General features: G+C 71.9%; 13 protein-coding genes. 5 read left to right on the top strand and 8 right to left on the bottom strand.

The window, feature by feature from the left end:
* Positions 1-180 precede the first annotated feature (180 nt).
* Positions 181-969 (top strand): metallophosphoesterase family protein, encoded by a 789-nt coding sequence (locus Q0Z83_RS37055; RefSeq protein ID WP_317787952.1) that lies wholly within the window; start codon positions 181-183, stop codon positions 967-969.
* Here Q0Z83_RS37055 and Q0Z83_RS37060 read toward each other — a convergent pair.
* Genes Q0Z83_RS37060 through Q0Z83_RS37075 form a run of 4 tightly spaced genes read right to left on the bottom strand, consistent with a single transcriptional unit; the run spans position 959 to position 6566 of the window.
* Positions 959-1690, bottom strand: a complete 732-nt coding sequence (locus Q0Z83_RS37060; protein ID WP_317787953.1) for an endonuclease/exonuclease/phosphatase family protein — start codon at positions 1688-1690, stop codon at positions 959-961. The genes Q0Z83_RS37055 and Q0Z83_RS37060 overlap by 11 nt on opposite strands.
* Before the next feature lie 2 nt (positions 1691-1692).
* Positions 1693-3684, bottom strand: coding sequence for a prolyl oligopeptidase family serine peptidase (locus Q0Z83_RS37065; protein ID WP_317787955.1), 1992 nt, complete (start codon positions 3682-3684; stop codon positions 1693-1695).
* Positions 3685-3699: 15 nt separating this feature from the next.
* The gene (locus tag Q0Z83_RS37070) at positions 3700-4989 is read right to left on the bottom strand and encodes an SPFH domain-containing protein (protein WP_317787956.1); all 1290 of its coding nucleotides are present in this window, start codon (positions 4987-4989) and stop codon (positions 3700-3702) included.
* A complete protein-coding gene (locus Q0Z83_RS37075; protein ID WP_317787957.1) occupies positions 4986-6566 on the bottom strand; it encodes an SPFH domain-containing protein in 1581 nt (526 codons plus the stop codon). Before Q0Z83_RS37075 ends, Q0Z83_RS37070 begins: the two co-directional genes overlap by 4 nt.
* Positions 6567-6736: 170 nt before the next feature.
* On the opposite strand from Q0Z83_RS37075, the gene Q0Z83_RS37080 reads away from it, so the two are divergent.
* Complete coding sequence (locus Q0Z83_RS37080; RefSeq protein WP_317787958.1) at positions 6737-8050, top strand: squalene monooxygenase; 1314 nt, start codon at positions 6737-6739, stop codon at positions 8048-8050.
* Here Q0Z83_RS37080 and Q0Z83_RS37085 read toward each other — a convergent pair.
* Complete coding sequence (locus Q0Z83_RS37085) at positions 7983-11162, bottom strand: DUF4132 domain-containing protein (protein ID WP_317787960.1); 3180 nt, start codon at positions 11160-11162, stop codon at positions 7983-7985. The two genes, Q0Z83_RS37080 and Q0Z83_RS37085, sit on opposite strands and share 68 nt — an antisense overlap.
* Before the next feature lie 45 nt (positions 11163-11207).
* Between Q0Z83_RS37085 and Q0Z83_RS37090 the strand changes: the two genes are divergently transcribed.
* The 3 genes from Q0Z83_RS37090 to Q0Z83_RS37100 are packed head-to-tail and all read left to right on the top strand — an operon-like array spanning position 11208 to position 13606.
* A complete protein-coding gene (locus Q0Z83_RS37090) occupies positions 11208-11579 on the top strand; it encodes a VOC family protein (RefSeq protein ID WP_317787962.1) in 372 nt (123 codons plus the stop codon).
* Positions 11576-12499 (top strand): nucleoside hydrolase, encoded by a 924-nt coding sequence (locus tag Q0Z83_RS37095; protein ID WP_317787963.1) that lies wholly within the window; start codon positions 11576-11578, stop codon positions 12497-12499. Before Q0Z83_RS37090 ends, Q0Z83_RS37095 begins: the two co-directional genes overlap by 4 nt.
* 9 nt (positions 12500-12508) lie before the next feature.
* Complete coding sequence (locus Q0Z83_RS37100) at positions 12509-13606, top strand: DUF2293 domain-containing protein (protein ID WP_317787964.1); 1098 nt, start codon at positions 12509-12511, stop codon at positions 13604-13606.
* Here Q0Z83_RS37100 and Q0Z83_RS37105 read toward each other — a convergent pair.
* Genes Q0Z83_RS37105 through Q0Z83_RS37115 form a run of 3 tightly spaced genes read right to left on the bottom strand, consistent with a single transcriptional unit; the run spans position 13563 to position 18668 of the window.
* Positions 13563-14126: a Uma2 family endonuclease gene (locus Q0Z83_RS37105; protein ID WP_317787965.1), complete on the bottom strand. Its 564-nt coding sequence runs from the start codon at positions 14124-14126 to the stop codon at positions 13563-13565. The two genes, Q0Z83_RS37100 and Q0Z83_RS37105, sit on opposite strands and share 44 nt — an antisense overlap.
* A gap of 39 nt (positions 14127-14165) precedes the next feature.
* Positions 14166-16253, bottom strand: a complete 2088-nt coding sequence (locus tag Q0Z83_RS37110) for a helicase-associated domain-containing protein (RefSeq protein WP_317787966.1) — start codon at positions 16251-16253, stop codon at positions 14166-14168.
* 60 nt (positions 16254-16313) lie between these two features.
* A complete protein-coding gene (locus Q0Z83_RS37115; protein ID WP_317787967.1) occupies positions 16314-18668 on the bottom strand; it encodes a putative bifunctional diguanylate cyclase/phosphodiesterase in 2355 nt (784 codons plus the stop codon).
* Positions 18669-18741: the final 73 nt, after the last annotated feature.

Raw genomic sequence — 18741 nt, forward strand, 5'->3', positions numbered from 1 at the left:
ATTCGGCGCCGGCGTCGGTTCCAGCAGCTTCCGGCTGATGGCAAGGTGGTTGCAAACGAGGTGCACCCACTTCGGACGTTTTTCACTCCGCGGAGGCTCGGGACGGGATAGATCGGTTGCAGTGATCCACAAACCACGATTCGATGACTATCGACCTGGTCAGCCGACGGAAAGAGCGACATGCACCTGCTGGACGACCCGCTGAAGCGGCTCGCGACGATCCCCTACCGGGCGGCCGGCCCGGGCGGGACCACCCGGACCCTTCAACTCGCCGTCGAGAGTCTCCGCGTCGACGCTCTGCCCACCGGCTGCACGGGGTTGCTCGCCACCGGTGACCTCCAGGGCATCGCGGTCTCGCCGGACCACGGCAAGCCGGTGCTGCTCGGCGTCGCCCTCGCCGCCTACCTGCGGTTATGGGCCGGCAGTGGCCTGCTGCCCGCGCCCGGCGACCTGACCGTGCTACTCACCGGCGATCTCTACTCGGCGCCGAACGCCGACCTGCGCGGCGCGTCCGGCGACGTGCACGAGGTGTGGGCGGCCTTCGCCGCCGGCAGCCCGGCGGTCCTCGGCATCGCCGGAAACCACGATCTGGTCACCGGCGGCGTGAACGGGCTCGGCCCCGGCGTCGCCCTGCTCGACGGCGCCCGGCGCGATCACGGCGACCTCACCGTCGCGGGCGTCAGCGGGGTCATCGGAGACCCTTCACGACCCTTCCGCCGTACGGAGGAAGCGTTCCTGACCACGGTGGAGGCGGTCACCTCGCCCCCACCCGACGTACTGCTCCTGCACGAGGGCCCCCGCGGCACCGGCCCCGACCAGCCCGGCCGGCCCGCGCTACGCGACCTGCTGGAACGCCGCCCACCGGCGCTCACCCTGTGCGGGCACGTGCACTGGAACCGCCCGGTCGCGCCGCTCGGCGGCGGTCACATCGTCAACGTGGACGCCCGGGCGGTGCTGTTCACCACGTGAGGTCCGCCTCGACCGCGTAGTGGTCGGAGAGATACGCGGCGCGGCCGTCCGCCAGGCGTACCTCCTCGTCGAAGACCAGCCGGGCCTCGGCCCGCGGCACCGCCCGGATCAGGATGTGGTCGAGCGCCGTCGGCGACGGCCAGTCGGGCGTCGGCCGATAGGTCGGCCGGGTGTCGCCGGCCAGCACGTCACGCAGCCCGGCCGCCGCCCGGAAACCGCTGAGCAGCGACGACGTCCGGGACACGTTCAGGTCACCGGCCACCACCAGCGGGATCGCCGGATCGAACCCCGCGAGCCGCCCGGCCAGATGATCGAACTCGGACCTGAGCACGGCGGTGAAGCGGTCGTCCAGGCGCGCCGACAGATGCGTGTCCACCACCACGACCTCGCCGTCGCCGGTGGCGATCGTGGTGATCAACGCGCCCTTGCGCATCAGGAACTCCGGGCGGGCCGGACCGGTCCGCGGGTAGGGCAGGAACTCCCGGGCCACGATCGGCCACCTGGACAGAACCACCAGACCACCCTTGAGCAGGACCGATCCGGTGTACGCGGGATGCCGCAGCCCCGGAGCCAGGGCACGGATCAGGTTCGCGTTCCGCCGATACATCAGCTCCTGCAGGCAGACCACGTCGTAGCCGCCCCGCTCCAGCAGCGGGCCGAGCACCCGCAGCCGGGGCCGGACGTCACCGCGGAACAGCGTGTTGAAGGTCAGCAGCCGCACGGTCAGCGGGCCAGTCTCCGCCAGAGGAACTCCAGCATCAGCGCCCGGATCGTCGCGGCCTGATCATTGTCGGCCGCGCCGGCATGCCCACCCTCCACATTCTCGTGGTAGGCGACCTCGTGCCCCTGCTCGCGCATCAGGGCCGCCATCTTGCGGGCGTGCCCGGGATGCACCCGGTCGTCACGGGTCGAGGTGGAGAACAGCACCGGCGGGTACACCCGATCGGGCCGGACGTTCTGGTACGGCGAGTACTCACGCAGAAACTCCCAGTCGGCGGCGACGTCCGGATCCCCGTACTCCGCGATCCAGGATTTCCCGGCCAACAGCCTGGTGTAGCGCCGCATGTCGAGCAGCGGCACGGTGGCCACCACCGCGCCGAACAGCTCCGGATAGCGGGTCAGCATCACCCCCATCAGCAGGCCGCCGTTGCTGCCGCCCTTGATGCCCAGCTGCGCCGGGGTGGTGATCCCGCGCGCCACCAGGTCGGCGGCGACCGCGGCGAAGTCCTCGTAGGCCCGCAGCCGGTTCTCCCGCAACGCGGCCCGGTGCCAGGCCGGGCCGTACTCACCGCCGCCACGGATGTTGGCGACCGCGTAGGCGCCACCCCGGGCCAGCCAGCCCCGGCCGATCACCGCGTCGTAGCCGGGCGTCAGCGCCACCTCGAAACCGCCGTAGCCGCTGAGCAGCGCCGGGCCCGGTTTCTCCCCGCCGACCACGAAGTACGGCACCCGCGTGCCGTCGGCGGACACCGCGAAGAACTGCCGCACCTCCAGCCCGGCCGGGTCGAAGAAGTCCGGCTGCCGCTTCAGGACCTCGACCGGCCCGCCGACCGTGCCGAGGCTCAGCGTCGTCGGCAGCAGAAAACCCTCGGCCGCGATCAGGTACGAGTCGTCGCGATCCGGATCGGTCTCGACGATCCACGTCTGGGCGAACTCACCGGCCGCCGGCAGCGCCTGCCGGGTCCACTCCGGATCACCCGGGGTGAGCACGTGCGCCTCGGTCCGCACATCGGTCATGGTGACCAGCAACAGGTGATTTCGGGTCCACGACCAGCCGTTCAGCGAGGTGCGCTCGTCCGGCCGGAACAGCACGGTGAAGTCCCGCCGGCCGAACCGGGTGGCCAGCAGCGCCCCGGCCGGATGGGTCACGCCGCCGACCGTCCACGGCGACCGGACCCGGACCAGCATCCACTCCCGGTGCACTTCGCAGTCGGCGTCCTCGGGCACGTCGATCCGCTCCAGCTCACCCCCGGGCACCCGGACGTGGTACTCGCGGGTGAAGAAGGTCGGCCACCGGATCACCAGGTCACGCTCGAACCCCTCGGTCGTGTCGTGGTAGGCCCGCACCAGGATGTCGTCGGCCGCCCCCTCGAAGACCGTCTCCGCCTCGGACAGCGGGGTGCCGCGCCGCCACCGCTTCACGATCCGCGGATAACCCGACGACGTCAGCGACCCCGGTCCGAAATCGGTGCCGACGAAGATGTGGTCGGCGTCGATCCAGTCGACGTCGCTCTTCGCCTCCGGCAGGGTGAACCCATCCGTGACGAAGACCCGGCGGACCATGTCGAACTCGCGGACCACCGAGGCGTCCGCGCCGCCCCGGGCCAGGCTGATCAGGCAGCGCTCGTTCCCGGGCCGGAGCACCGTGACGTCGCTCCACGTCCAGTTCTCGCCCTCCGCCTCGTTCAGGGCGTCGACGTCGAGCAGGACGTCCCACTCCGGCTCGGCCAGCCGGTACTGCTCCGCGGTGGTCCGTCGCCACAGGCCGCGCGGGTGGTCGGCGTCCTGCCAGAACGAGTAGTAGAAGCCGTCCCCGCGCCACCCCGGGAACGAGATCCGGTCCCGGCTGTCCAGGACCTCCCGGATCTCGTCCCGGGTACGCGCGAACTCCTCGTCGGCGAAGGCCGCCAGCGTTTCGTCGTTGCGCTCCGCGACCCATCGGGCCGCCTCGGGCTCGTCGAGCGATTCCAGCCAGAGATACGCATCGTCGATCATCGGTCGACAATCGCATCAAGCCGCGTCGTTGCCAACCGCTCCGGACGGGCGTTCCGCCGCGGGCAGAGCGACCGCCCGCGGCAACAGCTGGGCGGCCAGCAGGGTGGCCAGCGCCGACGTGTCCGCACCGCCGTCGCCGTCGGTGCGCACCACCACCGGCTGCGGCGCCTGCCCGGCCAGTTCGGCGCCCACCTCGAGGCGGCGCAGCGCCAGCTCGTACTGCAGGACGGCCCGGTTGTCCCGGTAGGCCTGGGCCAGTCGACGCTGGGCCTTCGCCTCGTTCTCGGCCGCGATCAGGCCGCTACGGCCCCTGGTCTCGATCTCGAACTTCACCCGCTGCGCGTTCGTCTCCTGCTCCTCCAGCAGCTGGGCGACCTGCTCCCGGGCCTTGTTCAGGGACGCCTTGACCTCGACGATCCGGGCGTCGCGCACCTTCTTCGCCCGCTCGATGTCCATCTGCAACTGGTCGATCCGGCGCTTGCGGGTCAGACCCCACTCCTGCTCGTAGGCGGTGCTCTCCTTGGCGACCCGCTCCCGGGTGGCCAGGTGCTGCTGGTACTGGGCGGGCAGCTGCACGTCCGGGATGTTGCAACCGGTGATCCGTACGCCGTACCGGTCCAGCTGCCGGTTCAGCAGATCCTGCATGTCGGCCACGTCCGAGCCGCGCAGGTCGTACGCCCGCTCGGTCTGCACCATCCGGGCCCGCTGCCGGATCGCGTCCTGCACGGCGCTGGACAGCACCAGGTCGAAGTTGCCGGCGCCGATCGTCCGCACGAACAGCACGGCGTCGGTGATCCGCAGCTTCAGGAAGAACTCGATCGAGCGCAGCGGCACGTTCTCCCGGGTCGGGCAGGCCATCACCGGCGCCGAATACGGGATCTCGGTGGCGACGTCCACCACGAACGCGACCCGCGACCACGGGTGCCACAGGTAGTGCCGGCCCGGGTCCAGGGTGCGGGACACCGCGCCGTACCTGGTCAGCACGCCGTTCGTGCCCTGCTCGATCTCGACGATCGAGCTCCGCCACCACCACAGCGCGCCGACCAGCAGGAAGAAGGCACCGGAGAGGTACGCGAGGACACCGAAGAAACCGGCGTCACCGCGGATCGAGAACATCACCCCGGAGAGCAGGGCGAGCAGGCCGAGCCAGAGTGGGGCCAGCCAGCCGAGGCGGCGGCGATGCTTCGGGATGACGACCGGGACCAGGGTGCCGGCCTCGCCGCCGCGCAGCAGCCGGGCCACGTCGCTCCACGGGGCGACCACCTCGGAGATCGTCGAACTGCGGCCCTTGGTAGGCGTACTCATGCCTCGTCCTCCTGGTCTTGCACCGTGACCACCGGGACGGCCGGCTGATCGGTGTGCCGCAACGCGTTGATCTCCTCCTCGCGGTCGGCGATCCGCTGCGCGACCTCGGCCAGCCGGGTGCGCATGGCCGCCATGTCGGCCTCGGTGAACAGCTCGCTGCCCCGCTCGCCGACCATCTCCCGGGCCAGCTGCAGCAGATCGATGCCGACCGCGCCGTTCGGATCGGCCGAACCGCCGATCCGGACCAACCGCGGCAGGTGCCCGGCCACCTCCTCCAGCCGGTCGAGGACCTCCCGCTGGTAGCGGTACTCCAGGATCTCCGGCGCCTCGGCCACGGTCACCGCGCGGATGTCCAGGGCCTGCGCCTCCAGCAGCGCCGCGTTGGCCTTCGCCTCCGACTCGGCCAGGATGTAGCGCTGCCGGGCCACCGCCTCGGCCCGGTTCGTCTCCCGTTCCAGGGCGGTGTCCATCTGCGCCTGGTACTGCGCGATGTCCGCCTGGATCGCCGACAGCGTCTCCTGCAGGCTGGCCAGCTCCTTGATCAGGTCGCCCTCGTCCTGCTCCTTGCGCAGCTGCAACGCGTACTCGTGGGTGTAGGCGTCCTTCGCCACCCGCACCATCTCCGGCGCGGCCAGGTCCATCCGGTACTTGCGGTCGGACGGTTCGGCGTGCGTGATGTTCGCGTTCGTCAGCTCCACGGCCGGGCGGAACTGCTGGTTCAGCTGGTCCAGCAGCCGACCGGTCTCCTCACCGACCATGTTGTAGATGTCCGCCGCCGACTGCTCGTAGATCAGGCTGCGGATCGTCTCACTCACCGCGTTGCCGAGCTTCTCCTCGAAACCGCGGACCGCGCCGAGCGTGTAGACGAACTCCACCGGGTCGCTGATCCGGAACTGGATGAACAGGTCGATCGACGCCTTCACCCCGCCCTTCGTCGGCGCCTCCCGGACCGGGGCGTTGAACGGATACTCCCGGGTGGTGTTCAGGATGTACGACACCCGCTTCCACGGGTTCAGCAGGATGATCCGCCCCGGGCCGACCACCTGCTCCAGCTTGCCGAACCGGGTGATCAGCGCGGCACAACCGTCCGGCACCATCACCATGCCCTGGCGCCACCAGACGAAGCCCACCGCCAGCAGCGACAGCACCCAGTAGTGCACGCCGAAGTAGGGGTTGGTCAGCACGTCGCCGCCGGCCACCCCGATCGCGGTGGCCGCCGCCACCCCGATCACCGGCAGCAGCAGCACCGGCAGCATGGTCACCAGCGACCGTCCGCGCGGGATCACCATCGGGCAGATGACGTGCACCTGCTCGCCGTCCTGCCGGCGCAGCTCGCTGCGGTTCAGCACCTCCCCCGCCTCGTCGAGCGGAACCATCCGCTGCTCCATGACGGTGTCGATGCTGCCGCCGAGATCCCGGGCCGCCGGGAAGTCGACCGGATCCACCCCCAGATCCAGCTGCCCGGAGGCCACCGCCTTCCCGAGCCGGCGTGCCTCCTCGACCGCCACCGCCCGGGGATCCACCCCCTCCGCGACAGCACTGGCCGCCTTGCGTAATCCCTGCTGGAGACGCGCCACGGTCCCCCCTCATCCGTTGCCGTAGAACCAGAGATGCTATCGAGCCCCATCAAGAACGGGGGGTTGCTGCACGCAAAGCGACACTTCGCCGTCCGGGGGAGGATTCCCCGGGAGCCTGACAGGCGGTGGAAACGGCACCTCCGCCGCGTGCCACCGGGATCATCCGTGGGGTGGAGCATGCGGTGGTCATCGGGGGAAGCGTCGGCGGGCTGCTTGCGGCGCGGGCTCTCAGTGGGGCGTTCGAGCAGGTCACCGTACTTGAGCGGGATCGGCTCCCGGATGGTGTGGCGGCTCGGCGCGGGGTGCCGCAGAGCCGGCAGGCGCATGCGCTGCTCGCGCGCGGCAGCATGGTCCTCGACGAGCTGTTCCCCGGGTTCGTGGCGGAGATGCTGCGGGCCGGGGTGCCGGCCGGTGATCTGCAGGCCGACTGTCACTGGTATCTGGACGGGCGTCTGATGCGCCGGGCGCCGTCGTCGTTGCCCGTCTACGGGGTGACCCGGCCGCTGTTGGAGCACCTGGTCCGGGAGCGGGTACGGGCGCTGCCCAACGTGACGCTGACGAGCGTGGCCGAGGTGACCGGGCTGACGTTGCGCGGCGGGCGGGTGTGCGGGGTCCGGGCCGGCGACGACACGATCGGGGCCGGTCTGGTCGTCGACGCCGGGGGCCGGGCCAGCCGCCTGCCGTTCTGGCTGCGGGACCTGGGGTACGGCCGGGTGCCGGTCACCTCGGTGCGCACCGACGTGGTCTACACGACCCGCCACTTCCGGTACGAGCCGGATCGCCTCCCGTTCGCCGTGATCAACGCGCCGTACCCGGGGATGCCGCGAACCGGCGTGACGATCCGGCAGGAGGGTGACCGGGTGGTGCTGTTCCTCGGCGGGATCCTCGGCGCCGAGCCGCCGGTGGACGACGCCGGGGTGACGACGTTCGCCGAGTCGCTACCGGGGCCGGAGATCCGGGACTTCCTGCGTACCGCGGAACCGCTCGACGATCCGGTGCGGATGCGGTTCCCGGCCAGTGTGCGACGGCACTACGAGCGGATGCCCCGGCTCCCGGACGGGCTGGTCACGATCGGTGACGCGATGTGCAGCTTCAACCCGATCTACGGCCAGGGCATCACGGTCGCCGCGTTGCAGGCGCTCGCGCTGGCCCGGACCGCCGGCGCCGGCCGCTGGCACACCCGCGCGGCCCGGCTGGTGGACGTCCCGTGGTCGATGGCGACCGCCACCGACCTCCGGTTTCCGCAGGTCGAGGGCCCACGCCGGGCCCTCGATCGGCCGATGAACGCCTATCTCCAGCGCTACCGGGCCGCCGCAGCCCACGATCCGGATCTCGGGGCGGCGTTCCTGCGGGTGTCGAACATGCTGGCCGCGCCCGGGCACCTGCTGGCGCCGGGCCGGCTGCTGCGGGTCCTGCTCAGTCCAGCACGCGCAGGTCGTGGACCAGTTCGGAGAAGACCACAGGCGGCAGGCCGCCGAGGGTGACCCCGGAGCGGAACAGGCTGACGCCGGTGACGGTCTGGGGCAGCGCCGAGTCGACGGTGTCGGAGGCGTGCCAGCCGGGGTCGGTGTCGAGGACCGCCCACGCGCCGCCGCCGAGTGGTTTCGCCATCTGCACGGCCGCGTCGTACCACCGGGTCCAGCCGTGCCGTTCCAGGCCGCGCAGCACCGCGTAGGTGGTCTTGCGTCCCTCGAACCGGTCCAGGTCGGTGACGTCCCGGTAGACCGGGCGGTCGAGCTGCGCGAACGGCTGGAGCAGCTGGTAGTCGGCGAACACCTCGGCCCACTCGGCGAGCGCGCCGGCCGGGAAGTCCAGTGGGTGCAGAACGCCGGCGCTCGTGCCGTCGGCGAGCGCGACCGGCTCGTCGGCGGTGTCGGCGAGAGTGCCGTCCTCGGCCACCCGGACGGTGGTGAGCAGCCCGCCGGAGGCGTCGTGGACACCCCAGACCAGGCGCTGGCCCAGGTGGGTCATCCACGGGTGGCGGGCGAACCGGTCGAGGAAGATGCCGGCCGGGATCCGCCGTTGCGCGCACATCGCCCGTTCCAGGCGGGCCACGTGCAGGGACGCCGACGAGCGGGCCTCCTTACGCAGTGCGGTGAGCCGGTCCTTGGCCGCCTTCTGCTTGACCTTGCCCGCGCCACGGCCCGGTTTGGGCAGGTCGGCGAGGATCCGGCCGGTCTCGTCGCGGAGAACCGGCATCAGGCGTTCGTCGAAGGCGATCCGGAACGTCCCGGCGTCGACCTCGACCCGGTCGCCGCCCTCGTCGTCGAGGCCGAGCAGCGGCACCAGCCGGTCGGCGAGCTCGTCCGAGGTGAGGCCGCGCAGGTCGGCGATGGCCTCGATGTGGCCCCTGGCGACACTCTTGAACACCGGGAACCGGGACCGTTCGGCGAGCAGGCTCAACTCGATGAGGGCGGCGTCGGTGCCGCGGTGCCGCAGTGCGTCGAGAGCGGCCTGGGCGCGGGCGGCGGCCGGGGTGCCGGCCCACTGGCGGGCGTGGGTGGCGACGCGGCGGGCGCCGGCGTCGTCGCCGATCAGTCCGACGGCCTGCATGCACCAGCCCTCGGCGGCGGGTGCACCGGCGGCGACCCAGCGGTCGAACAGCGCGTCGGCGAACGCGGCCCGCGACGACGCCGTCCAGCGGTCCCGTGCGGCGAGTACGGCCGGATGGACCTCGTCGGTGTTGCAGGTTGCCAGCCGTACCAGAAGATGGTCTTGATCGTCGGGGGTGGCCGGCCCGCCGGAGGCGGTGATCAGCGGCGGCAGCGGCTGGGCGGTGAGGTATCCGGGGATCTTCGGCTTCTTCGCCCGTGGGGCGTCGAGCGGGTCCCGGTCGAGGAACGCGGTCAGGTCGGCGGCCCGGTCGCCGGCCTGGGTGAGCAGCAGCGCGCGGTGACCCTGCGTGTCGAGGTAGCGCAGCACCCGGCCGGTCGCGTCGTCGGCCGGGTCGGCGGCCCACATCGCGACGGTTCCGGCGGCCGCCTGCTCCGGGTGCCGCAGCAGCCAGGACCGGGCGAGGCGGCGCTGTTTCTTGGCGGCGAAGGCACGGGTCATCGGCACGGCCAGCGACGGATGCCCGACCGGTTGCGCGGCCTCCAGTGCCGATTCGGCGCTGCGGCGGTCCTCGAACGCGGCCAGCAGCGGGCCGATGTGGCTCATCCCGTGCCGGAGCAGCAGCATCGGGGTCAGCGAGGACACCCAGTAGTAGAAGTTCGAGAAGCCGAGCGCCATCAGCCGCTCGTGCGTCCAGGCCGGGGCGAGAGCGAGCGCGGGCAGCGACGTCGGGATCGCGAAGTGCTCGCGGTGCTCCAGCCAGGCCGTCACGGCGGCGGTGTCGCAGCGGCTGATCGGCACGCCGTCCCACTGCATCGCGTCCTGGTAGATCCCGGCCTGCTCGGCGGCCTCGCGCTCGGCGTCCCGGAAACGCAGGACCGGCTCGACCGGCACGGCCACGTCCAGCAACGTCGGCCGCACCGCCTCCGGCGGCTGATAAGCACAGGGCGACCCATCCGGTACGCCTTCCGACTGCCGTTCCTTGACCTGGGTGAATCCGGTCGCCCACGGATGACCGGCGGCCCGCTCCTCGGCCAGGGCGGCCCGGGCCGCGTCGTGGTCGACGTGGGCGAGCAGGGTGCACCACAGCCCGTTGTAGTACTCGTCGTCGTGGAACGGATAGGCCGGCCGCATCCGGCTCAGCACCGGCCCCACCTCGGCGCCCGCCATGTCCAGCATCCCGGCCAGGTAGAGCCGCGGGCCGGTGGCGCCGAAGAACTCATGCCGCACCTTCCGGTTGGTGTGCAGGAACCGGTCCAGGGTGTCCAGACCGCCGGAGGCCAGCCCGGAGGCGTGCACGTTGAAGTTGCCGAACTCGCCGACGTGCCGCATCGCCTCGGCGTGGGCGGCACGCTCGACGTCGCCGGACTGCGGTCCGACCGGCAGCAGGAAGCTGACCGCCCAGAACAGGTCGGCCCGGGTGTTGCCGCTGAGCTGCTCGGCCATCCGGTCCCGGACGACCGGCAGCACCTCCCTCGCCTGCGCGTAGGTCGCGTCGTCGGTCGCCACCAGCAGCTCCCGGAGTCGTCCGAAGAGCCCGGCCCCGACGTACGGCAGATCGGTGTGGAACCCGAGGACGGCCCGGCGGCACGCCTCGGGCAGCCCGTGCGCGGCGACCAGGAAGTCGGCCAGCCGGTCGTCGATGCTCTCGTCGAGATACTGGAACCGCTCGCGCACCGCCCGGACCAGCGCGATGTCGTCGGCCTCGGACCCGATCCGGGCGGCCGGGTCGAGCAGCCGACCGCCGAGCGCCCGGTCTCCCGCGGTACTGGAGGTGACGAACTCCCACACCCGGGACGGCTCGTTCGACTTGTCACGGATCGCCCGGTCCTGCGCCCAGATCGCGTACCGCAGCCCGGCCCACGCCTCGTCGAGGCCCGGCAGCGGCCGGATCGCGGTACGCAGCCCACCACGCCGCGGAGGCATCACCGAGCGCAGCCATCCGGTGACGATCAGACCGTCCCGGCGATCATCGAATCCGGCGTCGTCAGGTGTCCATTCCTGCGGTGCGTGCGAGGCTGGTGGTGCGCTCCAAGACGTCACCGCGCCACCCTAGCCACCGCCGTCCGACGAGGGAGTCATCCGATCGTGCGAGCCGTACAGATCGCCCAGCACGCCGCCGACCTGCCACGGGCCACCGCCTTCTACACCGATCTCCTCGGCACGCCGCCGGTCGCGTCGTTCGACCCGCCGGGGCTGGTCTTCTTCGACCTGGACGGGTTGCGCCTGCTGCTCGATCGCGGCGCTCCCCCGGCCCTGCACTACTACCTGGTCGACGACGTCGCGGCCACGGTCGAGCGGCTGCGGTCCGGCGGTACGACGATCGAGAGCGAACCGCATGTGATCTTCGCGCATCAGGACGACCGGCTCGGTCCGGCCGGCACCGAGGAGGTGCAGGCTTTCGTCCGGGACACCGAGGGCAACCTGGTCGGGCTGGTCGAGCACCGGACGACCCGATGATCGTCGACTGCGACCCGGGGCACGACGACGCGCTGGCGCTGCTGCTGGCCGCCGGCGACCCGCGCGCCCGGCTGCTCGGCGTCACCACGGTCGCCGGCAATCAGACGCTGGACAAGACCACCCGCAACGCGCTGCGGGTCCTGGCCCTGGCCGGGGTCCGCGACGTGCCGGTCGCCGCCGGGTGTGACCGGCCGCTGGTCGGTGAGCTGACCGTGGCCGAGGACATCCACGGCGCCTCCGGTCTGGATGGACCCGATCTGGACGTACCGGTCGCCGAGGTGGTCGGGGTGCACGCGGTCGAGCTGATGCGGCGGCTGATCACCGACGCCGCCGAGCCGGTCACCGTGGTCGCCACCGGACCGCTGACAAACGTGGCACTGCTGCTGCGCCGCCATCCCGAGGTCATGCCGGGGATCGGCCGGATCGTCTTCATGGGCGGCTCCACCGAGCGGGGCAACACCACGCCGTACGGCGAGTTCAACATCGTCACCGACCCGGAGGCGGCCGACATCGTGCTCCGGTCCGGGCTGCCGCTCACCATGATCGGCCTGAACGTCACCCATCAGGCGCCGGCCACCGGCGAGATCATCGACGAGTTCCGCGGGATGGGCACCCGGCTCGGCGCGATCTGCGCGGAGCTGATGATGTTCTTCGCCGCCACGTATCACCGGGTGTTCGGGTTCGAGCATCCGCCGGTGCACGACCCGATCGCGGTGGCCCGGGTGCTCGACCCGTCGATCGTGCGGACCGTCGCCGCGCCCGTCTCGATCGAGCTGGCCGGGGCGTTCACCAGAGGTGCGACGGTCGTCGACCTGCACCACCGCACCGGCCGGCCGTCGAATGTGGACGTCGCGGTCGGCCTGGACGTGGACGCCTTCTGGCGCCTGCTGCTCGCCGCGGTGCGCGCGCTGGGCCGATAGCATCCGGCCATGCAGGTCGTCACCAAACTGGAGCGACGGGTGGTCGCCGCCGCCGAGGAGGCGCTGACCAGGCAGCGTCAGGTCAGCGTGCTCGACGTGCTGACCGGGATGGGCTGGCTGCCTCCGGGCCGGGTCACCGAGTGGCGGCAGGGCCGCGCGCCGGACCTGGAGTCGGTCGCGGTGGTCACGCCCGATCGGATCGCCGACGTGCTGGAGGTGTTCCGCCGCTGGGTGGACAGCCGTGGCCTGCGACCCGGCGAGATCGACTACGTGTCGGCCACCCGCGACCGGCGGCCGCTCCGGTTCACCGCGGGCGGCGACCCGGAGCGGGAGACGGCGTACCGCACCCACTGGCTGGCCGCCGACCTCACCGACAGCCGGCGGGAACGACTGACCACCCGACAGAGCCGACCCCCGGACCTGGTCGTGGTGATCCCGACCAAGCCGTTCACCTGCGTCGGCTGCACCGCCACCGACGACGGCATGCTGATCATGGAGGATGCCGGGCCGCACTGCCTGACCTGTGCCGACCTCGACCACCTGGTGTTCCTGCCGTCCGGTGACGCGGCCCTCACCAGGCGCGCCAAGCAGGCCAGTCGGCTGTCCGCCGTGGTGGTCAGGTTCAACCGATCCCGCCGTCGGCACGAGCGTCAGGGCCTACTGGTCGAGCGGCCCGCCGTCGAACAGGCCGAGCAGCAGTGTCTGTCCGACGAGGAGGTCCGGGTCCGCCGCCGGGAACGTGACCGGGAGCGGCGCGAGGCCGCCGACGAGGAGTTCCAGCAGAGACTGGCCGGGCAGATCGCCGAGATGTTCCCCGGCTGTCCGGTGGCCCGCGCCGACGAGATCAGCCGCCACACCAGCATCCGGGGCAGCGGCCGGGTCGGCCGCAGCGCGGCCGGACGCCGCTTCGATCCGGACGCGGTGACCCGCGCGGTGGTCGCCTCGATCCGGCACGAGGACACCGACTACGACGACCTGCTGATGTCCGGCGTCCCACGGGACGAGGCCCGCACCCGGATCCGACCGGCCATCGACCGAGTCCTGGCCCGCTGGCGGACGCCACTCAACCGCGACGGCGCCCCAGGAGAGGCGTCACATCCAGCGTGAACGGGAACGGCTCGGCCGAGATCAGCTCCTGACCGGGCTGGGCGCCCGCAACCGGCACATATCGGTCACCGACGAGGCGCTGAAGATGCAGTTCCACCGAGTCCCCGGGCTGCTCGACCCGCAAATGCCAGTCGATGCCCGCCGCCGCATACAACTGCGTTTTGAGTAGCCGATCCGTCCCGGCATCACTCGGCGACACCACCTCGACCACCAGCTTGGCCTCGACGGCTTCGACCGTTGTGCCGAGGTCATCGGTATCGGCGACGACCACGTCCGGTTGAACGATGCGTCCGGTGGCCAGCCTGAGGTTGACGTCCTGCAACACCAGCCAACCGACCTCATCAGCGGCCGCATAGAGGTCCCTGGCCAGCAGGAACGCGATGCGTTGATGCCGCTTGGAGGGCGCCGGACTCACCCACAGACTTCCATCGATCAGTTCGATCCGATTCGAGGTCTCGCCGAGCCCGAAATATTCTTCCTCGTTCCAGGGCTCGGGGTGGTCCAGCAACGCGATGCTCATCGGACCGATTCACCTCCCGGAAGACTCATCCGTGCGACATCAGCTGGCTGCCGGACCGCCGCCGAGCAGGGCACGGGCGATGGCCGCCGGGTCGTGCAGGGCCGGGAAGCCGTCATCGAAGTCGTCCGGAGCCGGAGCGGCCCGGCGGCGCCGGCGGATCTCGACGGCCGGGCTCCCGTCGGCCCGGAGACCGACCGGCGCGTATCCGGCGGCCCGCAGCGCGGCCAGCGTCTCGGCCGGTGGTTTCGCGCTGACGAGCACGGTCGGTGCGAGCCGGACCAGTTCGAGCGTCTTCAGTGCGCGGGTGTGGAGGATCTCGGTGAGCAGCGTCTCGTCCTCGCTGCACAGGCAGCACCCGGCCGGCCGGACCTGGACCTGTCCGTACCGGCGGGCCACGTCGTCGAGCAGGTAGTCGAGGGTCTGCGGCAACCGGCCACCCTCGGCCACTTCGACGAGGCGGGCGCGGATGCCCTCCGCGCTGTGCCCGGCGTCGAAGGCCGCCCGCACGCTGCCCGGGGAGAACCGCCAGGTCCAGGCTCCACTGCGGGATTCCGGTGTGGCGACGCCGTCGAGCAGGGCGAGGAGGGCCGCCGACGGTGTGCCGGTGACGACGGCGGTCAGGTCGTTCTGCAGCAGGACCGACTCCAGGGCCCGGGGCAGCATGGCCTCGGCCTGCGGGCGGGCGGCGTCGGCACCGGCGGACAGCCTGGTCCGGCACAGGGCCGAGGGGGCGCCGTGGGCGAGCAGGCCGAGCCGGTGCGCCTCCCGCCAGATCCCGGTGACGTACCGTTCCAGCTGGTCCTCGGCCTCGGCGCTGATGAACGGCCCCTGCCAGGCGATCCGTTCGACGAGCCCGTCGAGGGTGGTCGCCTGCCCGGCGGGCACGGCCTCGACGACGGTCCGCAGGAACAGCCCCCGCAACGGCACCAGGATGAACTCCTCCTGCTCGCTCCAGTAGAGGAGCCGCCCCGGCAGGACGGACCCCTCGGGTGGGGCGAGCGGGCCGGCCGGCATGGTCAGCCAGTCGTCGACCAGTCCGAGCAACTGGTCGGCGGGGTCCCCGGCGGCGTACTCGTCGTAGACGGCGCTCGGCGTGAGCCCGGCCTCGGAGGCTTCGACGAGTCCGCCGGCGGTGAGCATTTCGAGAGTGAGGCGGGTCCGGTCCTCGTCCTGCCCGGCCGTCCGGGCGACCCGGCGCACCTCGCGTACCCCCATGCCACCGGTCTTGAGCAGCGGGACCGGGGCGCTGCTCAGACAGTCGACGACCGCGACGGCCGCGGCCAGGGTCTCCGCCGCGGCGGCCGTCGCCTCCCGTTCGACGATCTCCGTGGCGATCGGGGTGAGCACCAGGCCGGGTGGCACGATGTCGAACGGGGCCGAGCCGTCGCCGCGCAGCGCGAGCGCCACCTCCCGCGGCATCTGGCTGCCACCCCACATCGACGGGACGACCAGACCGCGCTCGATCGCCCACGGGACGGGCGGGCCGGGCACGCCGAACCTGATTCCGGCATGGTCCAGGTGCGAGGTCGGCTGCCGGGCCAGCTCGGTGAGCCGGTTCCGGACGCCGGGCGGCGCGGGCGCCGCGATCCGCCGGACGGTCTCCGGATCCGCCAGCGAGTGGGCCAGCATGGCGGCCAGGTCGACCTTGCCCCGGTTGGTCGCCGGAAGGCCGTGGAGCTGGGCGAGTCGCCGCAGCTCGGCCAGAGTGAGCGAGCCGTACAGCGGCGCGGCGCCGGGCCCGAGATCCAGCGGCGTCGGGAAGATCTCCGAGAGATGCCCGGCGGCGAGGCCGCCGGCTTCCGGCCACAGCAGGGCCAGCTCGGTGAGTCGGTCCAGCGCCGCACCAAGATCAAGATCATCTTTCGGTACGCCCAGGAGCACCGCGATTCGAGCGGTGTCACACGACTGGTCCAGTGCCGCCGCGGCCTCGGCCACCTGTAGCTGCGGCAACGTCAGCAACGAGCAGGCGACGGCCAGCGACGACGGTTGCAGCAGCCGGCCGGCCACCTCCTCGGCGGTCTTCGGTGGCGGATCGAGTGTCACGTCCCGCCGGATCGCGACCAGCGCGGTGAGCTGATCCTGGCCGAGGGTCCGCAGATGGGCGGCGAGGGAATCGACAGGCTGCACGCCGCAAATCTAGAAGGTCCGGGGGCACCGAATCCCCCCGCCACCTCGTTCGGATGACCGTCAACCGGCCGGCCGGGCCGCTCGGACGTCCCGGACGCGGCTGACCTCCCGCGCCTCCTCGGCCGCCCGTGCCTGGTTCGCCAGGAGCCTCGACACTCCGTCGGCGGTCATCGGCTGGCCCAGGTAGTAGCCCTGGCCGACGGTGTAGCCGAGATCGAGGAGGGCGGCCACCTGCTCCGGGCTCTCGATCCCCTCGGCGACGGTGTCCAGGCCGAGCGCGTGCGCGAGCTGGATCACCGCGCGGGCCACCGCCTGCCGGGCGTCGGCCGCCGCCGGATGGCCGTCGTCGATCTCGATACCGTCCACGAACGACTTGTCCAGCTTGACGATCGCCGCCGGGAACGCCCGCAGCAGGCTCAACGACGACTCACCGGTGCCGAAGTCGTCGAGGGCCAGGCGGATACCCATCCGGTCGAGCTCGTACAGGGCCCGGGACACCTGTTGGCCACGCAGCACCGCCGACTCGGTCACCTCCAGGACCAGCCGCTCACAGGGCAGTCCGGTGTCGGCGAGCGCGGCCGCCACGTCGGCCACGAAGTCGGGGTCGTGCAGTTGGTGGGCCGACACGTTCAGACCGGTCTCGGCCAGCCCGTCCGGGCCGAACTCGGCGAGCCACGCGGCCGCCTGCCGGCACGTCTCGCGCAGCACGAACCGGCCCAGCGGCACGATCAGGCCGGTCCGCTCGGCGGCCGGGATGAAATCGGCCGGACTGACCAGCCCACGGGTCGGATGGTGCCAGCGGACCAGCGCCTCGACACCGATCACCCGGTTGCAGTCCAGCCGCACGATCGGCTGATAGACCACTCGGAACTCGTTCTCGTCCAGCGCCCGCCGCAGCTCGCCGCCGAGCTGCATGTGCGCCAGGACCGGCTCGCCCATCCCGTCCACATAGCGCACGAACCCGGCCTTACCCCGCTGTTTGGCCGTGAACACGGCGACGTCGGCGTCCCGCAGCACCGAGTCCACAGTCGAACCCGGCGCGGCCACCACGGCGCCGATGCTGGCCTGCACGAGCAGGCGGTGCTCGCTGATCGGCTCGGCGAACACGTCCAGCAGGCGACGGGCGAGTTCCTCGGGTACCGGGGCGGCCCCGGTCAGGAGCACCGCGAACTCGTCGCCGCCCACCCGTACCGCCAGATGCTCGTCGCCCACCGCGGCCCGCAGCCGATCCGCCACCGCGACCAGAAGCCTGTCACCGACGCCGTGACCGAGCAGGTCGTTGACGGTTTTGAAGTCATCGAGGTCGATCAACAGCACCGCTGCGGGCCGGTCCGCGGCCAAGGCGGCGGTGAGCCGGTCGCGGAACAGCGCCCGGTTCGCCAGCCCGGTCAGGCCGTCGTGGCTGACCTCGCGTTGGAGGCGTTCCTCCTGGTCACGCGCGATTCGCAGCAGGCGGGTGTTCTCCCGCGAGGCGAGGTACTGCCGGATCATCACCAGCGCGGTCACCACCACCGCGGCGATCAGGACCACCCGCACCGGCCAGCGCAGCGGCGCGCCGAAGGCGACCGCCACGAGCGGCACATCGACCAGGACCATGGCGAGGTACGGCAGCAGCACCCCGTGCCGGGCCGGATCACGACGCCGCCCCCGATCAGCCCGGTCCTGCGCCGCGACACCGAGGGTGACCAGCACCGGAGCCAGTGGCATCACGATCGCCTGCGCCGGGACGCTCGCGATGTAACCGAACTGCACGGCCAGCACCGACACCGCACCGGCCGGGACGCCACCACCGGCCGCCACCAGCCGCATCGCCACCCGGTCGACCGGGCCGCCGGCGATGTACGACACCTTCGTCGCCGCACCCACCGCGACCAGCAGCCCCAGCCCGACCAGCAGCATCGCCTGCCGGCTCCACGGTTCGCGGGCGGACAGCATCGGGGCCAGGCCGACGTACCAGAGCGCCGCGGCGCAGCCGAGGAACGCGATCATCCGGTCCAGGGCCATCCGCCACCGCTCCGCGCCACCCGACGCGGCGACCGGCACCCGGGCCAGTGCCACGAACGCGACCAGGAAACCGATCGCCGTGAGAGCCGCCGCCGGGGCCGGCATGCTGCGGGTCCGGGCCTGGTCGGCATGGGTGAGCATGTCCACGGCCAGCCAGCCGTACCCTACGGTGATCAGGGCGACGGCGATCAGGACGGCCCGCCAGAATCGTCTGGCCACCGGGTCGGCGACCGTCGCCAAAGGACGGATCGACGCGGTCGCCAGCGCGCCGCCTATCGGTACGAAGACATACGCGATCGCTTCGAGGCCGGCGCCGACGGTCAGGAAGGCCACACACCAGACGGTGCCGAGCGCGGCGACCGCGGCGGTGGCCCGTACGTAGGTGGTCGAACCGATCGCGCTCCGCGTCACGGGCCAGACACTAGCGGTCCCGATGTGCACCGGATCTCCTCCGAACGTTCACGTTCACCGATATGTACCGGAC

This window comes from Actinoplanes sichuanensis, from assembly GCF_033097365.1.
Lineage (GTDB): Bacteria > Actinomycetota > Actinomycetes > Mycobacteriales > Micromonosporaceae > Actinoplanes > Actinoplanes sichuanensis.